Annotated in this window: 16 protein-coding genes; 4 read left to right on the top strand and 12 right to left on the bottom strand. The window is 60.7% G+C overall.

The features are described 5' to 3' along the window. Positions 1–116: 116 nt before the first annotated feature. From I6E56_RS09090 to I6E56_RS09075, 4 genes are all read right to left on the bottom strand, one after another. Positions 117–1,583: a mannitol dehydrogenase family protein gene (locus I6E56_RS09090; protein WP_197137492.1), complete on the bottom strand. Its 1,467-nt coding sequence runs from the start codon at positions 1,581–1,583 to the stop codon at positions 117–119. 69 nt (positions 1,584–1,652) lie between these two features. After that, entirely contained in the window at positions 1,653–2,465 is an 813-nt protein-coding gene (locus I6E56_RS09085) for a carbohydrate ABC transporter permease (RefSeq protein WP_197137489.1), read from the bottom strand. Beyond that, entirely contained in the window at positions 2,465–3,400 is a 936-nt protein-coding gene (locus I6E56_RS09080) for a carbohydrate ABC transporter permease (RefSeq protein WP_231606294.1), read from the bottom strand. Before I6E56_RS09080 ends, I6E56_RS09085 begins: the two co-directional genes overlap by 1 nt. A gap of 78 nt (positions 3,401–3,478) precedes the next feature. Continuing rightward, complete coding sequence (locus tag I6E56_RS09075) at positions 3,479–4,819, bottom strand: ABC transporter substrate-binding protein (protein ID WP_197137487.1); 1,341 nt, start codon at positions 4,817–4,819, stop codon at positions 3,479–3,481. A gap of 284 nt (positions 4,820–5,103) precedes the next feature. Between I6E56_RS09075 and I6E56_RS09070 the strand changes: the two genes are divergently transcribed. Both I6E56_RS09070 and I6E56_RS09065 read left to right on the top strand, forming a co-directional pair. Further along, a complete protein-coding gene (locus I6E56_RS09070; protein WP_197137486.1) occupies positions 5,104–6,081 on the top strand; it encodes an AraC family transcriptional regulator in 978 nt (325 codons plus the stop codon). A gap of 43 nt (positions 6,082–6,124) precedes the next feature. Beyond that, positions 6,125–6,499 (top strand): DUF2834 domain-containing protein, encoded by a 375-nt coding sequence (locus I6E56_RS09065; RefSeq protein ID WP_197137484.1) that lies wholly within the window; start codon positions 6,125–6,127, stop codon positions 6,497–6,499. Positions 6,500–6,543: 44 nt separating this feature from the next. Here I6E56_RS09065 and I6E56_RS09060 read toward each other — a convergent pair whose 3' ends face one another. From I6E56_RS09060 to I6E56_RS09025, 8 genes are all read right to left on the bottom strand, one after another. Next, positions 6,544–7,731, bottom strand: a complete 1,188-nt coding sequence (locus I6E56_RS09060) for an MFS transporter (protein ID WP_197137482.1) — start codon at positions 7,729–7,731, stop codon at positions 6,544–6,546. A 4-nt stretch (positions 7,732–7,735) separates the two neighbouring features. Continuing rightward, the gene (locus I6E56_RS09055; RefSeq protein WP_197137479.1) at positions 7,736–8,389 is read right to left on the bottom strand and encodes a DUF624 domain-containing protein; all 654 of its coding nucleotides are present in this window, start codon (positions 8,387–8,389) and stop codon (positions 7,736–7,738) included. Further along, the gene (locus I6E56_RS09050; protein WP_307842815.1) at positions 8,386–10,353 is read right to left on the bottom strand and encodes a DUF4962 domain-containing protein; all 1,968 of its coding nucleotides are present in this window, start codon (positions 10,351–10,353) and stop codon (positions 8,386–8,388) included. Before I6E56_RS09050 ends, I6E56_RS09055 begins: the two co-directional genes overlap by 4 nt. After that, positions 10,350–12,197, bottom strand: coding sequence for a heparinase II/III family protein (locus I6E56_RS09045; RefSeq protein WP_197137477.1), 1,848 nt, complete (start codon positions 12,195–12,197; stop codon positions 10,350–10,352). Before I6E56_RS09045 ends, I6E56_RS09050 begins: the two co-directional genes overlap by 4 nt. Then, positions 12,194–12,958, bottom strand: a complete 765-nt coding sequence (locus tag I6E56_RS09040; protein ID WP_197106917.1) for an SDR family NAD(P)-dependent oxidoreductase — start codon at positions 12,956–12,958, stop codon at positions 12,194–12,196. Before I6E56_RS09040 ends, I6E56_RS09045 begins: the two co-directional genes overlap by 4 nt. 91 nt (positions 12,959–13,049) lie before the next feature. Continuing rightward, a complete protein-coding gene (locus I6E56_RS09035) occupies positions 13,050–13,985 on the bottom strand; it encodes a carbohydrate ABC transporter permease (protein WP_231606293.1) in 936 nt (311 codons plus the stop codon). 2 nt (positions 13,986–13,987) lie between these two features. After that, complete coding sequence (locus tag I6E56_RS09030; RefSeq protein ID WP_197137474.1) at positions 13,988–14,947, bottom strand: carbohydrate ABC transporter permease; 960 nt, start codon at positions 14,945–14,947, stop codon at positions 13,988–13,990. A gap of 75 nt (positions 14,948–15,022) precedes the next feature. Continuing rightward, the gene (locus I6E56_RS09025) at positions 15,023–16,303 is read right to left on the bottom strand and encodes an ABC transporter substrate-binding protein (protein ID WP_197137472.1); all 1,281 of its coding nucleotides are present in this window, start codon (positions 16,301–16,303) and stop codon (positions 15,023–15,025) included. Between the two features lie 300 nt (positions 16,304–16,603). Here I6E56_RS09025 and I6E56_RS09020 point away from each other — a divergent pair, with 300 nt between their 5' ends. Together I6E56_RS09020 and pdxY are read left to right on the top strand one after the other, a co-directional pair. After that, on the top strand, positions 16,604–17,701 hold the full coding sequence (locus tag I6E56_RS09020) for a LacI family DNA-binding transcriptional regulator (protein WP_197137470.1): 1,098 nt from the start codon (positions 16,604–16,606) through the stop codon (positions 17,699–17,701). A gap of 116 nt (positions 17,702–17,817) precedes the next feature. Further along, positions 17,818–18,669 (top strand): pyridoxal kinase PdxY, encoded by an 852-nt coding sequence (pdxY, locus tag I6E56_RS09015; protein ID WP_197137469.1) that lies wholly within the window; start codon positions 17,818–17,820, stop codon positions 18,667–18,669. Positions 18,670–18,702: the final 33 nt, after the last annotated feature.

Raw genomic sequence — 18,702 nt, 5'->3', positions numbered from 1 at the left:
GGCTTAGCGTCTGCCGAGTGCAGGTGCGCCGGTCCCGCCGCTAGCGCCCAACCCGGACGAGGACGAGCTGACCCGCTGGCCCGCTGCCCCTCCCCAGCTCGCCCTCCCCAGCATCGCTACTGGTAGCAGCGCACCGTCGCGTTAGCGCCAACCTCAAACAGTGAGTGCAGCGCGGTCAGGTAGGCGTCGACGAATCTCTGGTTATCCGCCAGGTCGCCGAAGAGTTTCCGGTTGCGGATGAACGCCGTCTCGTCGCTGCGTTGAGTCTGAGCGATCGCGACGAGTTCGTCCCGGAGCGCGTCAACCACCACGATTGGTTCACCCGTTTCATCCACCGCTTCGGCGTAGCGCGCCCAACTCGCAATGATCGCGGCAGAGCAGTCGATTTCACCGCCCGAATCCAACTGTGCTCGCACAACGGGAACAAGCCACTTGGGGATGCGATCGGATGACTCAGCACACAGTCGCGCCAGAGTGTCCCGCACTTCGGGGTTCGAGAAACGCTCGATGAGGGTGTGCTTGTAGTCATCAAGGTCGATACCGGGCAGCGGTCGCAGCGTTGGCGTCGCCTCTCGATCCATGTACCGAAGCAGAAACGCCGGAATCGCAGGATCGGCCATGGCCTCGTGTGCGAAACGGTAACCGCTCAAATAGCCGAAATAACAAAGTCCTTGATGGCTCGCGTTGAGCAACCGCAGCTTCATGAGTTCGTAGGGTTCGACATCGCTCACGATTTGCGCGCCAGCCTTCTCATACGGAGGACGACCAAGAGGGAAGTCATCTTCAACAACCCACTGAAAGAACGGTTCGCACACCACTGGCCAGGCGTCGGAGAGTCCCGTGATCTGCGCAATTTCCGCGATATCTTCGGCGCTCGTGACCGGCGTGATGCGGTCAACCATGGTGTTCGGAAAGCGAACGTTTTCGCTGACCCACTCCCCCAGTTCGGCATCCTTGAGCCGAGCGAAGGCGGTGAACATTTTGCTCGCGACATGCCCGTTGCCTTGGATGTTGTCACACGACATCACCGTGAACGGTGGGATGCCCCGGTCACGTCGGCGACGCAAAGCTTCCGTAACGAATCCGAAGACTGTCGCAGGCACAGCGCCAGCCGCAAGATCCGCCACGACGGCCGGCGCATCCTCATCAAAGTCACCGTTCAGATCTACGTTGTAGCCACCCTCAGTGATGGTGAGCGACACAATGCGAATCTGCGGGCTGGCCATTTTTTCAATGACCGCTTCCGGGTCATCCGGAGCAAACAGATACTCAATAATGCTGCCGACAACCCGCGTCTCGCGATGCCCATCAGCGTGCTTGAGCATCAAGCTGTAGAGGCAGTCCTGCTCCTCAAAAACGCTCGCGAGTGTGCGGTCGCCTTCAAGGAGACCGATTCCGCAGATTGCCCAGTCCTGAGCGAGCCCTTCGTTCATCAGGGAGTCAAGCGCCATGGCCTGATGGGCACGGTGGAACCCGCCAACACCAATGTGCACAATCCCTGTAGTCAACGTCGAGCGGTCGTAGTTCGGCCGACCTACGTCGCCCGCGAGCTGTTCTCTGGTGGCCTCGCTCAATACAGTCATGCGGTTCTCCCTTTCACTTCTTCGGCACAGTCGCTTCTTCAGGCACAGTCGCTTCTTTCGGCACGGTCTCTACTTGACCGCGCCCATGGCGAGCCCGCGAACAAGCTGTTTTTGCGCTGCCCACCCGGCGATAATCACCGGAAGAACGGCAAGAGTGGAAGCCGCGGACAGAACGGCGAGGAACTGCCCGCGACCGTCTACAAAGCTCACCAAGAACGGTGGCGCTGTGCGCGCATCCACTGTCGTGATGAGCGTCGCGATGAAATATTCATTCCACGCGAAAATGAAGCTGATGAGGGCCACCGCTGCAATGCCGGGCAACACGATCGGGAGCACAACGCGAGTGAGTTCGATGCGCAGATTCGCCCCATCGATTTGGGCTGCCTCGATGATCTCGAGCGGTACTTCGCTAAAGAATGAGCGCATCATCCAAATAGCGATCGGCAAGTTTATTGCCGTGTAGAGCAGCACAAGCGCGATTATGTTGTCGAGCCCGCCGATCGTTTTCAGGATGAGGAAGATAGGCAGGATAATCGCGGCGATGGGCATGAACCTGGTCGAGATGAAGAAGAACAGCACATCCTTCACCTTCGTAATCGGTCGCACGCTGAGGCCGTAGGCAGCGGGAATCGCCAGCATCAGCACGATGATGGTTGACCCGACGCTCGCGATGAGCGAGTTCATGAGATAGAAGCCCATGCCACGGTTGAAGGCATCTTCGAACTGCGAGAGTGTGAGGTCGACGATGAACTTAGGTGGAATAGAGCTCGCATCCAGCTCACTCTTGAACGCGGTGAACACCATCCACAGGATGGGGAAGAAGAACATCAACACGAGCGCCCACGTAAAAATCGTGAGGGCGGCACTTCGTAGCGATCGCATCAGCGCTTACCTCCGTCGATAAAGACGGAGAACAGGCTCCGCAAAATGATTGACGTGGTGACGATGGTGATCACCACGGTGACGACACCGAACGCGGCCGCCTGCCCGACATCCAGCCCAATGAAGGCACGCTCATAGAGAAGGTAGGAGAGCGTTTTGGTGCCGCCAGACCCTTTCGTCATGATCGCTATGGGATCGAATACTTGGAGCATCATGATCGACCCCAACAGGGTCGCGATCTCGATGTACTGGCGCAAGTGTGGAAGGGTCATCGACTCAAAAACCCGAATAGGCCCTGCCCCATCAACGGATGCGGCCTCAAGAATTTCTTTGCTCTGGCTCTGCAGACCGGCCAACAGAATGAGCATAAAGAATGGCGTGTACTGCCACGTGAGCATCATGATCACGGTCAGCACGGGCAGATCGGTGTTCCACGAAATGCTCGGCAGCCCCACAAGATTGAGGCCCCAGTTGACCATGCCGACGTTGGCGTCGAGCATTGACCACTTCCAGATGAGCGCTGCCGCAGCGGGCATCACGAGGAACGGGGTGATCACGAGCGTGCGGGCCAACGCTTGACCGGTGAACTTGCGGTCGAGCAGGAGCGCAAACATGAGCCCGAATACGAGAGAAAGAACCACCGATGACCCGGTAATGGTCACCGTTGAGATGAGGGACGAGAAAAAGTCTGGACCAGTAAATACGACAGCGTAGTTGGCAAACCAGTTGAAATGGATCTTGTCGGGGCGCAATTGATTCCACTCAAGAGTGGAGAAGACGATCGCCACCAGGAACGGTATCTGCGTGAGCACGATCGAGAAGATCAGCGCCGGCAGGACTAACCGTCGTGCGACTCTCGCCTTTTTCTTTGCCGTTCGATGCGCCGCGTGGGCGACCGCAATCGATCCCTGCTGGGGAGGTGCTGTAGTGGTCATAGAAAGTTTTCCTCGCCGTTGAGGTGGGCGCGGGGCCGGGCAATGGGCCCCGCGCACACTGTTCTCGAACTGTGGTGCCTACTTCTGCTTATCGCCGGCAGCCTGCGCGATAACTTGACCCTTAGCGAGCGCTTCGGCAACCGTGGAGCGGCCAGCAATCGCATCAGCGACAAGCTGAGCCACCTGGTTGCCGACATCCTGGAACTCAGGGATGGTGACGTATTGCACTCCGACCCACGGCTGCGGGTTAACACCGGGCTGCACGGGATCGATAGCGTTCATGATCTCGAGCGTGATTGGCCCGAATGCTGCCGCTGCTTCCTTGTATTCCGGAATCTCATAGGTCGACTGGCGTGCTCCCGGGGGAACGCGAGTCCACCCGAGCGTTTCACCGACGAGTTGCTGGTATTCCTTGCTCGTTGCCCACTTCACGAACGTTGTCGCTTCATCGACGTTCTTCGTTGTCGACGGGATCGCAAGGTTCCACGACCAGAGCCAACCGGATTCTGCAGTCTCGACTACGGGAGCGTGAGCGTAACCGACATTGCCGGCAACCCCGGAGGAATCAGGATCTTCAAGGATTCCTGCAGCGCTAGTCGCGTCGTACCACATGGCAGCCTTTTCCTGACTGACCAGGTTGAGGCACTCAGTGAAGCTCACCGAAACGGAATCGGCTTCTCCGGCATCCTGCAGTAGATCAACGTAAAATTGAACGCCCTCAACGAACTCGGGGGAATCGACCTGTGCATTCCAGTCCATGTCGTACCAGTTGCCGCCGAAAGTCTGAACGACAGTGGTGATGGGCGCGAACGAGTCGCCCCATCCCGGCTTTCCGCGGAGACAAATACCCGCACGGTCGTCGGTCTTCAGCTCCTTGGCGAAACCAGCGACCTCTTGCCAGGATGGATTATTCGGCATCTCAAGGCCGGCATCCGCGAACATTTCCTTGTTGTACATGAGGAACGATGATTCGCCATAGAACGGAACCGCGTACTGCTTGTCGTCAACAGTGAGTGCTGTGCGAACGGCCGGCAGCAGGTCGTCGACGTCGTACTCTTCGTCTGCGGCAAGGGTGTCGGTGAGGTCAGTGAGCCAGCCGAGCTGACCCCACTGCGGAACCTCATACGCGCCAACCGTGACGATGTCGTACTGGCCAGCGCCCGTTGCCACATCGTTCGTGACGGCCGCCCGAAGGTCGCCTTCTTCCATCTGAACGAAGTTGATCTTGATATCCGGATGCGCGGACTCAAATTCGCCCTTGAGCTCCTCCATGTCTTTCATTTGCGGGTTGTTCACCGTCGCGAGCGTGAGAGTGACTACGTCACCCGACGACGATCCCGGTGCGGTGCAACCGCCAAGCGCGAGAGCCGAGACAACGAGTCCCGCCCCTATCGCCAGTGTGCGTTTCGTGACCAGCATTGATACTCCTTTGTTCTCAGTGCTTACTTCTGGGTGCGCCAATGGCATGCCAAAGACATGCCGCCGGCAGAGATGGATGACCTGTGACGCTGTTCTGCCCGAAGCTGAGATCCGGGTCCAGATGTCCGCTGTGGTGCATCCCGTTAATAGCGAAGTTACTTGTCCACGGCGATGAGCGAAACCCACTTTGGCGTGACCTTCTAATACTTTCTTTCCGTAGCCGCCCTTTGTTGCGAAAGAAATGCTTGACTTAGGTATCTTGAGAGCGAGGGCGAGGAGGCCCCATGAAGCAATTAGCGTTGCCTACGGAAAGTGCTGCAGAGATCGCACGCCAATATGTGGGCACAGCTCCATCACGTGAACTTATCCCCCACTTGCCTCACTCGTCGATACGCACCCTCGACCATGATTACCCTGCAGGAATCGCGCACTGGAATTACCATCCAGAGTACGAAATCCACCTCATTCGCAGGAGCACCGGCAGCTTCGCCATTGGTGATCGCACTGGAGAGTTCGGGCCGGGACATGTGGCGCTGGTTGGCCCGAACGTTCCCCACGATTGGATCAGCGATCTGCGCCCTGGTGAGGTTGTCTACGACAGGGATGCGATCATTCATTTCGATGCGCAGTGGTGGGATTCCTGTGTCGCGACGCTGCCAGAGCTGGCCGAAATCACCCCTGTCATTACGGAATCCAGCCGGGGAATAGTGTTTCTCGGAGCTACGGCAGCGAGAGCGGCCGAAGAGATCGAAGAGGTGCGCCGAACGACGGGTGCACGGCAACTCGCGCATCTCATCGCCCTCTTTGTGATCTTCACCGAAGCGCCCCCCGCCGATAAAGAATTGGTGGCGAGCGAGTGGTTCGGTTCGCCCTCAGATTCCAACGCAAAAGCTGCCGTGGATGCCGGACTCGCCTATATTTTCGACAATCTCACATCAAGAATTCGCATGTCTGAGGCCGCAAATCTCGCCCACATGTCGGAGTCAACGTTCTCAAAATATTTCAAGAATGCCTGTGGTTCTACCTTTAGCGATGTGGTGCGCAAGCTTCGCGTTGCCAACGCGTGCCGCCTGCTCGATGACTCAGATCAGCCCATTTTTAGCGTGTGCGCTGATGTCGGCTACGAGAACCTTGCCAACTTCAATCGCCAGTTTCTTGCCGAAATGGGGATGACTCCGAGCGCTTACCGCTCGCTCGAACCAGCCGATAAGCCTCGCGTACCCGTGATGAGTCTCGGGCTCAAAGCGCCAGTGGAGGCGTGAGGCGGCCCGAAAAACTGGCGCCGGCAGGGTGCACACTGGTTCCATGACTGAAGCCACCGCGTCATCCGCGAACAGCCCCGCACTGCTGCGCCACTGGAACGCCACCGCAATTACCTTCGCCGTGCTGGCCATCGTCGGCTTGGTCGGAACCTGGCTCTTCAACGCCCTGGCGATCGTGCAGATGCGCAATTACCTCGGCGATTGGTTCGGCAGCGGCCCCGCCGTGAACTCACTCGGCGTCGACCTTCTCGTCGTGGCCGTTGCGGGCAGCATCCTGATCATCATCGAAGCACGCAGGCTCGGGATGAAGCGGGCCTGGCTCTACATCGTGCTGTCAGGCATCACGGCCTTCGCGTTCACCTTCCCGTTGTTCCTCGCAATGCGCGAGCGCAAGCTCGTGGAGCGCGGCCGCCACTAAAGCACTTCCACACAACCGACGACTCCGCCGCATCGGTGTTGGTGTCAGAGCGGCATTCGCGCCGCCCGCGGCCCAAAGATGACGAACATGATGGCGACGAGGATCGCCCACGCGGGATACGTCAGCCACACCCATTCGGCCCCGGGCTCACCGGAGTCGGCGAGCGCGTAAATCACACCGGCCGAGCCGCTTCCGACCGCGCCACCGATCGCGTTCGCGAGACCCTGCACTCCGAAATAGCTGGCGACGGAACCGTCGGGGGCGAAGCGTGACACTGTCGCGTTGAGCACCGGCTGCACCAGCATCTGGCCGACGATGAACACGGCGACGCCGACGAGCATCCCGACCAGATTCGTCGACAGCCCCATGATTCCGACGCCGACGCCGAGGCACGCGGTAGCGCCGGCGAGGGTGATGCGGTCGGGCAGGAAACGATTGGCGGCACCGGTGAGCGGCAGCATCGTGATCACCATGACCACGGCGGCGCCCGAATAGATGAAGCCGAGGTCGGAGGGCCCCGAGGTGAACTCGGCAGCCCGGAACGGGATCACGAGATAGAACTGCGCGATGAGCACCGCAGTACCCGCGACGAGCGCGCAGTAACGCAGAAAAGCGGCATCCGCGAAGGCCACTCTCAAACGCGGAGGCGTGCGGGCCCGCTCTTCGTCGCTCGGGTGCGGCAAACCGAAGGCGCTGATGATGAACGCAATCACGAACATCCCAGCCGCCGACAAACTCACGAAAGCAAAGTCGGCGCCGGCGAGAAAACCGCCGATGATGGGGCCAACAATGAAGCCGACGTTGCTCACGACTTCGCGCGTCGAATACACCCGCACCCGGTCGGCACCGGTCGTGAGTGCCGCATAAGCCGAATAGCTTGCGGGGTGAAAAAGGGCGCCACCTAAGCCAGTAAAGATCGATGCGACCACGAGCAGGGGAATCGACTCGACGGTGCCGAGCATCGCAAAGCCCAAAGCTCGAACCAGCACCCCGATCAGGATGGCGCGGCGAAAGTTGATGCGGTCAGCAACCCACCCGGCGATCGGCATCATCCCGTTTTGGGCCGCTGTGCGCAGCGCGGTGAGGGCAGCGACGACCGCAATCGTCAGGGTCAGATCTTGCAGAAAGTGATACGCCAGCAGCGGCACGAGCATGTAAAAACCGACGGCCATCGTGAAGGTGTCGCCATAGAGAACCTTCAGCGCAAACGAGATCGGCGGGCGTTTCGCCACTCCCCTAATCCTGTTCGTCGTTGACGGGAGGCTTCGGGCCCCAGGCCCGCACGCCCACGTAGACCGGCAGCGCGATCGCCACGAATGGCGCGAGGCTCGGCAGCAGCACCGAGGCCACGATGGTGACCGTCAGCGTGAACAACACGAGCAGCGAGCGACGCGGATGCTGCAGCATCAGTACGAATCCCTCACGTGCCCAGGTGCGGGCATCCGCTTCGGTGGAGAGCGTCGCGGCTGCCGTGAGCGCGACGGCGAACACGCCCACGGCCGCCGCGATCGGCATCACTGCGGCGGCGAACATGAGCGCCAGCGGATCGCCGGTGCTCGTCAGTTGTGCCGCGAGGAAGATGCCGTCGGCCACCAAGATCGCGAATACGACGGTCGCGATGGCGCCGAGGCCCAGCGTGCGCCGCCACGTTTCCCGAAACTGCCGGAAGGTGTTCGTGAAGACTTTGTCGTCGTTCGTAACATTCCAGAGGGCGAACGCACGAGCGAGCGCAATCGCCGCCGGCAGCACCGTGATGATTCCGAGCGACAAGATGAGCACCGCAAGCGATCCCAGGAAGATGTTTCCCGGGTACGCGAGCGCACCGAGCAGAGTGGTCTCCCAGCGGGGAGACCGCCTCGTACCCTGCGATCGCTGCGGTCGTTGTCTCATCGTCGCGCGTTCGTGCTTCCTTGGAATCCTTCGCCAATGACAGCAGTGGCACCCAGAGTGGGAGCGTCGCCATCAAAGCCCAACGATACGGTTTCGGTCACTCCGTCACGCTCGATCTCCACACGTACTCCGCCCGCTGCGACGTCGTAGCGGATGCTCGCGGGTGCGGTGTCATCCCAGTTGCGGGACTCCAGCACGGTCACGAACCGAGCACTCATAGTCGGCTCGCTCACGCGCTTGAGCGTGTGCTGCTTCTTGCTGATCGCCAAACTCGGCGTGGATGACGTGGGGTTGGCATGCACGAACGTTTCGACGATTTCGCTGGTGGGGTTGTCGTCGAGCGCAGCGATCGGCATGACGCCGTGTCCGGCATCCGCTCGCCACCGTTTGTCGCTGATGGCAATCGGAGCGTTGTCGGTTTGCAGCAGCCAGGTCCAGGTGCGCGGTTCGTCGGCGGCGAGGTCATCGGCGATCACGAGGGTGCCGCCGGGCGTGAGCACGAGATGGCGGCGCACGCGAGTGACACCGAGGGCCCGGTCATACATCGCGGATGACTCGCTCACGGCGTGCGTCCAACCATCCTTAATCGTGGTCGTCAAAATCTCGGCCGTGAACTCTTCGGCCAGCTCCTCGAACACGTGGTAGCGGTCTTCATTCACAAAACCGTTGCCGTCGATGAGGATCGAGTTGTGGTGTTCGGTGAGCTTGCGCGACGAATACCCTTCGTCGATTGCGAGATACGAGCCATGGCCGAGGAACACAAAGCTACCCGAGTCGGGGTGATGGTGTCCCGCGTTCAGCGTGACCCAGCCGTTCTCTTCGCGCTGACGGTGCGACTGATTCCAGGCCTTGTGACCGCCGCCCGGTGACGCCTTGAACGACACGAGCGCCGCCTGCTCATCCCACGACGTGCGACCAACAACAAGGCCAAGGTCTTCGAAGTACTTGCTCGGCGGAAGCGTTTCTGGGCCGGCAGCCTCAACGCTGGGGTCGAACCACAACAGCTCTTTGTACGCCTCGGGGCGAACGCCGGGCCGCACGCCACTCTCGTAGGCTTCGCGCCAATAGAACTCGGTCGACACCTTGTCGGCCAACCACTGCGCCTGCGGGATGCGGTATTCGGCAGCCAGCTTGTAGTACAGGGCGACCGGATGCCCGCTGCGGCGGTCGTGGCAGTCACCGTGATCGACAATCCGCTCCATGTCGGGAGCCGCCTGGTAAAGGCGGTACCAGAACGTTTCCTTCAAGTAGGTGCCGCGGTTGAACCAGTCGAGGCCCTCTTGATCGCGGAGGACGTCAAGGTAGCTGGCGATCCACGGCACTCCGTAGCGCCAGTAGACGACACCCTCATTGTTGGAACCGTCGTCGGGAAGCGAGTCGAGAACGAGGGCAAAGTTCTCTTTAGCGCGCTCAGTCCAGGCCTTCGCTTCGGGGTACTTCTCTTGCAGCGCGTAGCCGGCGGTGGCGAGGCCGGCGTAGCAAATCCAGTTGTGGTTCTGCCAGTACGACGATGACCACCATCCGCCCTCTTTCTCCACAGCGAACTCGTACATGCGCTGGCCCTGCAACAGCAGTTTGTCTTCGAGTGCCTGCTTCTCTTCGGGACGCAGCGCATCGCCGGCCCACGAGTACGCGAGCGAGAGGCCGTGCAGAATCCAGCCGGCATCGAGGTCATGGTCGGGCAGGTTCGCCTTGCCCCAGTGCGGGAACGACAGCGGCGGTGCCAGCCAACGACGCAACTCTTCGAGGTAGGCCTCTTGCCCGGTCAGGCGGTAGGCGAGCGCAAGGTTCGCCGAGCCTGGCCCGAAATAAGTGATGGATGCCAGCGGGTGTTCCTGCGGAAGTTCCATCCCCTTCGCGCGCTCACATTCCTCCAAGAGTCGGCGGAATTGCGCGCTCAACGGGCCATCGAGCGCGCTCCGCAGCTCAGCTTCGCGGCTACCAATCAGCATGGGGGTGGTCACAGTGCTACCTCTATTCGGGAAGTGTCGTGGTCAGCGGCGGCGATCTCAATCACCACAGCGGTATCGGAAATATGGGTCTCAATGGAGTCGATGGTGGCGTCGGGATCGAAGCTGTAGACGCTCACGAAAGTCGCGGCCGGAGCCGTCGTCACCCAGTCGCCGATTCCTTGGAGCCGGCTCGGATCGTCGGATGGTCCGCGACCCGCGTGCAGGTCGAGCGTGGTTTCGCTGGAGGCCCAGTGCCAACCGTTCAGTGCCGGCTGAGCCTGCTCGCCAGTTTTGGCGTGCGCACCCGCGGGCGAACCAGCCGCTCTCGCACCAGCACCCCAAGTCGAATGCCACGAGTTGCCGTCAACCCGCACGCTGAAATCAACGGCCGGGCGAAGACCAAGCGCAATCGTGTGCGGTTCGCCGTCGTCGCACATGACGTGCACGACATCCGCCAGCAGTCCGTCGGCGAGCTGCACCGTGCGACTCAGTCGCACACCTTCGATCGCGGTCGTGGTGACGGCCGTGACGCGGGAGGAGGCAGCATCCCACGCGGTGATCTCGGCAGTCGCTTCGACCTGATCGGCGCCATCGACGCGCACCGTCGGATGCGCCATCGTGCGCGCATAGTACGAATGACGCAACGCGTGCCCATACGGCGGAACCGCCGGGGCCGGCTGCCAGCGAACACCATTGCCATAGAGATAAAGCGCGAGCTTGTCGAAGTGACCGTGGGCTCCACCGTGCGGTCCAGCATCGAGGATGCCGACCATGCGATTGCGTGAATCACGCAACACGACATACCCGGCATCCTCGAATGCTCGCGAACCGACCACCACCGGTGCGCGGTCAAGCGGTGCTCCCACGAACCAGCCATCGAGCATCCACTCGAGACCATCGTGGTCAGCACCAAGCCTTTCGACGACCCAGGACTGCACAGTCGCGAGGCCGGTATCGCTGAAGAACTGAGCGCCCAGGGCGCAAATCTCCAGCACTTCGCGGTGCATCGCGACCCGGTCATAGGGGCCGTCGTGCAGCGCGGGCAAGAATCCATCGGGGGCGGCGATCGACACGAGCACGTCGATCATGCGGCGCAAAGTGTCGACGACTTCGTCCGGAAGCTCGGCGAGGTCGACTCCGCGCAATCCCAGAAGATAGGCCCGCAAAACGAACACGTGATAGTAGGTGGATGCCTCCCACTCCCAGCCGTCCGACCGCACCGCGAGCTGCAGGTGATCCACGATCGCGGTCTCAAAGTGTGCGGCAACAGGCTCGCCACCCAGCGACTCGCGGGCTAACGCGATGAGGCGAGCGGCGGCATCCAGCCATGCGGTGTAGTTGCTGCGTTGGTCGTTGCGGTCTTCAACAAGGATGCGGCGCGACTCGGCCAGCGTGTCAGCGAGCCCTTCGAGAGTGCGGTTGAGAGTTCCCGACTCTTGAAGTTCAGGGATCGGGCCGAGCGTGATGATCGCATCAGCGAAGCCGACGGCCCACTGCGCCTCAGAGAGTGCTTGGGCAAGCAGCTTGCCGCGCAGCATCCATGATTCGCTGCGTTCGCTCCAGCCGCCGGCGGAAATCTGGTCGTACAGTGCGGCGTAGTCGAGCACGAGCTCGACGGCACGTTCACGATCGGCGACGTCACCGTGCAGCGCGTACCGTCGCGCAGCAACCCGGGCGGCCCGAGCAAGGGCTTGATGTTCAAGCGCGAGCCAGGCCGCTTCGACCTTGTCGCCCGTGAGGCGACAGCCGTAGCTGCACAGAAACTCGTTGCCCTCGCGGGCACCCAACTCGACGCCGTGAGTGGGGCAGACATAGTCATGCCACCACCCGCCCGGCTGCTGCGGAACTGAACTCATCGGAAGTTGAGTCCTCCGTTGATGTCAACAACTTGACCCGTGACATACGACGAGAGGTCGGATGCCAGGAACAGAGCAACGTCAGCAACGTCGCCAGCGGTGCCGGCACGACCGAGAGGGATGCCCGCGACGATGTTCTTCTGAGCTTCGCCCGGAGTGAAGGTCTCGTGGAAAGCGGTCTCGCCAATGAAGCCAGGAGCAACAGCGTTGACCGTGATCTTCTTGCCGGCGATCTCCTTAGCGAGGGCACGAGTGAAGCCGACAACGGCAGCCTTCGAGGTCGCGTAAACCACCGATCCAGCACCGCCACCGTTTTCCGCAGCGAGAGACGCCATCGTGATGATGCGGCCGTGCTCCGACTCCGCGAGCGCGGGGAGGGCCTGGCGAGTGGTGAAGAAGGTGCTCGCAATGTTCACATCCATGACCTCGTTCCAGCGCTCATCCGTGGTCTCGGTGATTGTGGCGCGACCCACCAAGTGACCGGCGTTGTTGACGAGGATGTCGAGGCCACCAAGGAACTCGACTGCGGCATCCACCAACTTCGTTGCCTGCGCCGAGTCGGTGAGGTCAGCCTGCACAGCGAGCGCACGATGCCCGCCCGCTTCGATCTCTTCCTTGACGGCGGTGGCTCCCGCTTCACTGTTCGCATAGTGCACCACGACGTCAGCTCCTGCTGCCGCCAGTGCCTTGGCGATGGCCGCGCCGATTCCCGCTCCTGCTCCTGTAACGAGTGCGCGTCGTCCGGTGAGGTCAATACTCATGTCTATGTACCGTGCCTATCTATTGGTTGGGTGTTGATCGATCGAAAGTTCGTGCTGGGCCGCTCTCGTTAGCGGCGGCCGAGCAATGCCGCTACTTGATGCCGGCGTTGGTGAAGCCCTGAATGAAGTACTTCTGGGCGAAGATGAACAGCACCACCATGGGCACCGTCGCCATCGTTGTTCCAGCCATCAGGTACTGCCACTGCGTGTTGTCGAGCTGCTGGAACACCGCGAGCCCGACCTGAATCACGCGAAGGTCGCTGCTGGTGGTGACGAGCAAAGGCCACAGGAAGTTGTTCCAGCTCTCTTGGAACGTCAGCAGTCCGACAGTCGCGATAGCCGGCTTTATGAGCGGCGTATAGATCTGCGAGAAGATGCGAAACTCGCCCAGGCCATCAATCCGTGCCGCCTCTTCGAGGTCCTTCGGCAGCGACAAATAGAACTGACGGAACAAGAAGATGGCCGATGCGCTCAGACCACCAGGAATGATCAAAGCCCACCACGTGTCCAACCAGCCACTACCGCCCTGGCCGAGGATGTCGTTGCCGCCGAAGAGGGGCATGAACTTGACGAGGAGAAACTGCGGAACGATCTTCGTGTAGGTGGGGATCATCAACATCGCGATAAAAGCGAGGAAGATCGCCTCCCGCCCCTTGAAGTAAATGCGGGCCAACGCATAACCCGCCATCGAACCCAAGACGACAGTGATGAGGGTGTGAGTGGTGGCGATCACAAAGCTGTTGCGAAAGTACAGGCCGAACGGCGCAGCATCCAGAGTCGCCGCGTAGTTGCTGAACATCCACTCTTGCGGAAGGAACGTCGGGGGAAACTGTGCCAGCTCGGCTGGCGACTTGAGGCTCGTGAGCACCATCCACAGGAACGGCACCAGCATGGTGATCGAGCCGAGGATGAGGGCCACATTGATAAGCGCCGCTTGGCGACCCTTGGCGTGGTGGAACCACCGCTTGCGGGGAACGACCGTGACCTGTTCGCTAATCGCGAGGGCCTTGATAGTAGGGAGAGTCATCACTAGTCCTCTTCTTTGGTGACGCGACGGCTAATGAGAGTGACAAAGAGAAGGAAGGCGAAGAGCACTACCGACTGAGCGGATGCCATTCCCATCCGGAATTCCTGGAACGCCGAGCGGTAGACCTCGTAGGTCATCATCGTGGTCGCGTTCGCCGGGCCACCGTCTGTCAGTACGTAGATCTGGTCGAACACTTGGAAAGCGCCGATGATCGAGATGATGAAGACGAAGAATGTGGCCGGCTTGAGCATCGGAACGGTGATGCTGAAGAACTTGCGAATTGAGGATGCTCCGTCGAGCGATGCCGCCTCGTAGAGCGATTCGTCGATGTTCTGCAGGGCCGCGATGTAGATGAGCATCTTGATACCGATGCCCTGCCAGGCACCAACCAAGATCACTGCCGGGAGCGCCCACTGCGGGTCGACGAGCCACGCTTGACCGGGGAGCCCGAGCGTTTCGAGCATCGCGTTGAGCAGACCGTACTGGGGGTTGAAGATCCACAGCCACACCATCGCGATGGCGACGGTAGCGGTGACCTGCGGGAGGAAGAAGGCGGTGCGGTAGAACTTTTGCAGTTTGAGGCCCTGGTTGAGCAACACGGCTACGACGACGGCGACGGCCATCGACACGGGCACTGTCCAGAAGGTGTACCAAACGGTGTTGCCGATGGACTGCATGAACACTGCGTCGTTGAACATTTCGACGTAGTTGTCGAACCAGATCCACTTCGGAGCCGCAAAGATTCCGTAGTCAGTGAATGAGAGGTAGAAGGTCGCGATGACGGGGATCAGCGTCCACAGCCCCACGTGGATCACGGATGGTGTGATCATCAGCCAGCCAGCACGGCGACGCTTCTTCTCCGCGGTGCTGATGCGCTTGCGTTTCTTCGGTGCGGTGGATGGGGAAACCTGCTTCGCTGCCGCTTCCGCGCTGCGAATGGGGTGTCGCTCTGTAGTGGTCATCACGCCCTCGTGTGGTTGAAGTCTGGGGAGGTAGTGCCCGGGCGGGTTGGACGCCCGGGCACTAGGGGGAAGGAACTAGCGGTCTATTGCTGTCTGTACGAGAGCAGCGAGATCGTCGAGCGCTTCCTCAGGAGTTTTCTGTCCGAGCAGAGCGCCCTGAACTGCGGGGGCAAAATCGCCACGCACTTCAAGCCACTGCGACGGGCCACCTTCGCGCTGTGCAACATCCAGGTTCTCCATGGCGAACTGCACGAAGCGGTTCGACTGCACGTAGTCAGAGTCGAGCAGTTCGGTCAGAGCCGGAACGTTGCCGCGCTGTTCGTTGGCCGCGAGCGCTGCGTCAGGGCTCGAGAGGAACTCGAGGAGTGCGCGAGCTGCCTGCGGGTTCTTGGAGTTGTTGGCAACAGTTGCCAAGGTTCCACCAAAGAACATGCCGGATGCATCGCCCTGAATAACGAAGGGCTCAAGGTCGTCGAGAACGCTTTCATCCGCTTCGAGAGCCTGAGTCCACAGGTTGTTGTGCGCGATACCCATTGCAGCCCGACCGTTGATGAGCGGGTTCACGATGTCATCGGTCGAGGTGAAACCGATGTCTTCAACCTCGTACTTGTTCACGAGGTCAGCCATCAGGCCCAGAGCTGCGACACCTTCGTCACTGTTGAAGGCGGGCTCGGTTGCATCCTCATTGAAGAGTGCGCCACCGGCCGAGAAGAGCATCGTCTCGAACGCTTGACGGGCATCCAACGACATCATGTCGAAGCCTGCACGCTCTAGCGAACCGTTGTCGGAGCGCACGGTGGTCGCTTCAGCGATCTCGATGAGCTCTTCCCACGAGGAAGGTGGGCTGTCGTAGCCGGCTTCCTTGAGGATGTCCATGCGAGCGACTCCGAAACGCGTGTCGAGCATGATCGGCACTGCGTAGACGTTGCCGTCCCACATGCCAGCTTCAACGATCTCGTCGGTGTAGCTCTCCTTGAGTTCGTCCTCGCTCAGACCGAGTTCGCCGAGATCGGCGAGTACGCCCTTGTCGGCAAACGCTTCGATCCAACCGACGCCCATGAGCATCACGTCGGGAACGAGACCCGACACAACAGCTGTGGTGAGCTTCTCGTTGAGGTTGCCGTAGGTCGTGTAATCCACGTTGACCGTGACATTGGGGTACTCCTCGTAGAACTGCGGAAGCAGCTCGTCTTCGAGAAGGTCTTGCCCTGGGCTTCCTTCAAAGATGGGGGTGAGCAGGCTAATCTCGCCCGAAACCTCGTCGGGGTTGAGATCAGCGTCTGCTTCTCCTGCTGAACAGGCGGCGAGACCGAGACCCAACAGGGCCACCATCGCTACCGATGCTGTGCGGCGCATTCGTGACTTCACTTCCATGTGCATGTCCTCTCACTGTGAGATTGAGCGACGGCTCCAGTGCCTTCGTTCCGCGACGTCGTCGTCGGCTCATTTGATTGTTGACCGATTTCCTAAGGGGGGTGGATGAAATCGGTGTAACGATGCACTGACCATAGACGAGTCTGTCTCGTCACGTCAATAGGGTTTATTTGAATAGGTACGAGTTTGAGGCGAGTGGCTCAGGGCCCGTTTGCCGAAAACCAATAAATCGTTACACTGAAACAGCGATCATCAGGATCGTCATCAACCAAAGGAGGTCACGTGGCTCGAGTAACCATCCAGCATGTGGCGCAGGCCGCTGGCGTTTCCCCCAGTACCGTCTCCAACTTCCTCAACGACCGTCAGGGTCGAATGGTCGCTGCGACACGAACACGCATTGAGACGGCAATCTCAGAACTTGGCTACCGGCCCAACCGGGCGGCCCGCCAGTTACGCAACGGCAAAACACAAACAGTGGGCCTCGTTGTGCCCTCCGTCGGCAACCCATTTTGGGGAGCATTTGCTCACGAAGTTGAGATCGCCGCACTGGAATTGGGCTGCAGCGTGCTGCTCTGCAACAGTGAACGCGACCCCGAGCGCGAGCGCCGCTATGTCGAAGAACTGTGGGAAGACGGCGTGCGCAGCATCATCCTGTGCACCTCCCTGCCGTCGCTTGATCATGTGAGCCACGTCATCGAAGAGGGCCTCCGGCTAGTCACCTTCGACCGGCCAGCCCAGCCGCACGATCCCGAGTCTGTCGTGAGCATCAGCATCGACAACAACGTCGGCGGCCAGGTCGCCACCGCTCACCTTCTCGAACTTGGTCACACGCGCATCGCGTTTGTCTCTGGATCGATTCGGTCTGTCAACCGTTCGGCACGCTACCGCGGCTACTGCGATGCCATCGAAGCTGCGGGCCTATCCGTCGCCGACATGCCGCACTGGACCGGCCTCGACGCCGAGCTTTTCGGTGATGTTGAAGCGGCTGAAGTCGGTCGCGCGGCGGCAAAAGACCTCTTCGCCGACCCCGCCACAGCACCCACCGCGGTAGTGGCCATCAATGACATGACGGCGTTGGGGTTCTGCCGCGGCCTGCGCGATTTGGGGCTCAAGGTCGGTCGTGATGTGTCAGTGATCGGGTTCGACGACATCATCCTCGCCGACCTCTACGACCCGCCGCTCACGAGCGTTCGCCAGCCCATCACTCGGATGGCGCAGCTTGCCGTCAGCGAAGCGGTCGAGCGTGGCTCCAACGAGTCAACTGACCCTGGCAGCTCGGTACTGTTGCGCGCAGAACTCATTGTGCGGGAGTCGACTACCCGCCTCGCCGACGACGGTTCGCCGTCAATCGCAGCCGCAGCCGCCTCGGCTTCGCGCTAGCGTCACGGTCGGCTTTCCGATACGCGCACTGCTGAAATGGGCGGCGTGCCCTGCGTTACCGCTCAGTGCTGTCGGCGTGCACTGGCATCCCATGAGGAAGGTGGGAGAATCAAGGGATGAAGATCCTTTCGATTCAGTCAGCAGTCGCGTTCGGCCATGTCGGCAACTCCGCCGCGGTGTTCCCGCTGCAGCGCATTGGCGTTGAGGTGTTGCCCGTTTATACGGTCAACTTCTCGAACCACACCGGCTATGGCGCGTGGCGCGGCCCGATGATCGATCCCAACGATGTGTCTGAGGTCATTGCCGGCATCGAGGATCGCGGAGTCTTCCCCCAGATCGACGTCATCCTTTCGGGCTACCAGGGCGGCGAGGGTATCGGCGATGTGATCATCGACACTGTTGCTCGCGTCAAGGCGGCGAACCCGAACGCGATCTACGCATGCGACCCGGTGATGGGAAATGCGAAGTCCGGATGCTTCGTGGCCCCCGCCATCCCGATCCTGCTGCGTGAGCGCGTGGTTCCTGTCGCCGACATCATCACCCCCAACCAGTTCGAACTGGGTTTTCTCACCGAAACCGATCCGGACACGATCGAGTCGACGCTGGCCTCTGCTGATCTCGCCCGCGCGATGGGTCCGAGCACTGTTCTCGTCACGAGCGTTGAACGCCCCGATGCTGAAGCGGACACCATCGAGATGATGGCTGTGACGGATGCCGGAGCGTGGATCGTACAGACCCCACGACTGCCGATGAAGGCCAACGGTTCGGGTGACGTCACCGCCGCCCTCTTCACCGCCCACTTCACGCGCTCCGGCGATGCTGCTGACGCTCTCGCTCGCACGGCATCCAGCGTCTTCGACCTTCTCACCAAAACTCTCGAGTCTGGCGAGCGCGAACTGCAGCTCGTTGAGTCGCAAGAGTTCTATGCGAACCCGCAAATGCAGTTCACGGTTCGCCAAGTTCGCTAACGCGTTTTGCGGCGAGGATGCCTCAGCTAACAA

The sequence above is a fragment of the Salinibacterium sp. NK8237 genome (assembly GCF_015864955.1).
In the GTDB taxonomy this organism is placed as follows: Bacteria; Actinomycetota; Actinomycetes; order Actinomycetales; family Microbacteriaceae; genus Rhodoglobus.
The sequence above is the reverse complement of the archived record's forward strand: the minus strand, read 5'-3'. Positions and strand labels throughout refer to the sequence as shown.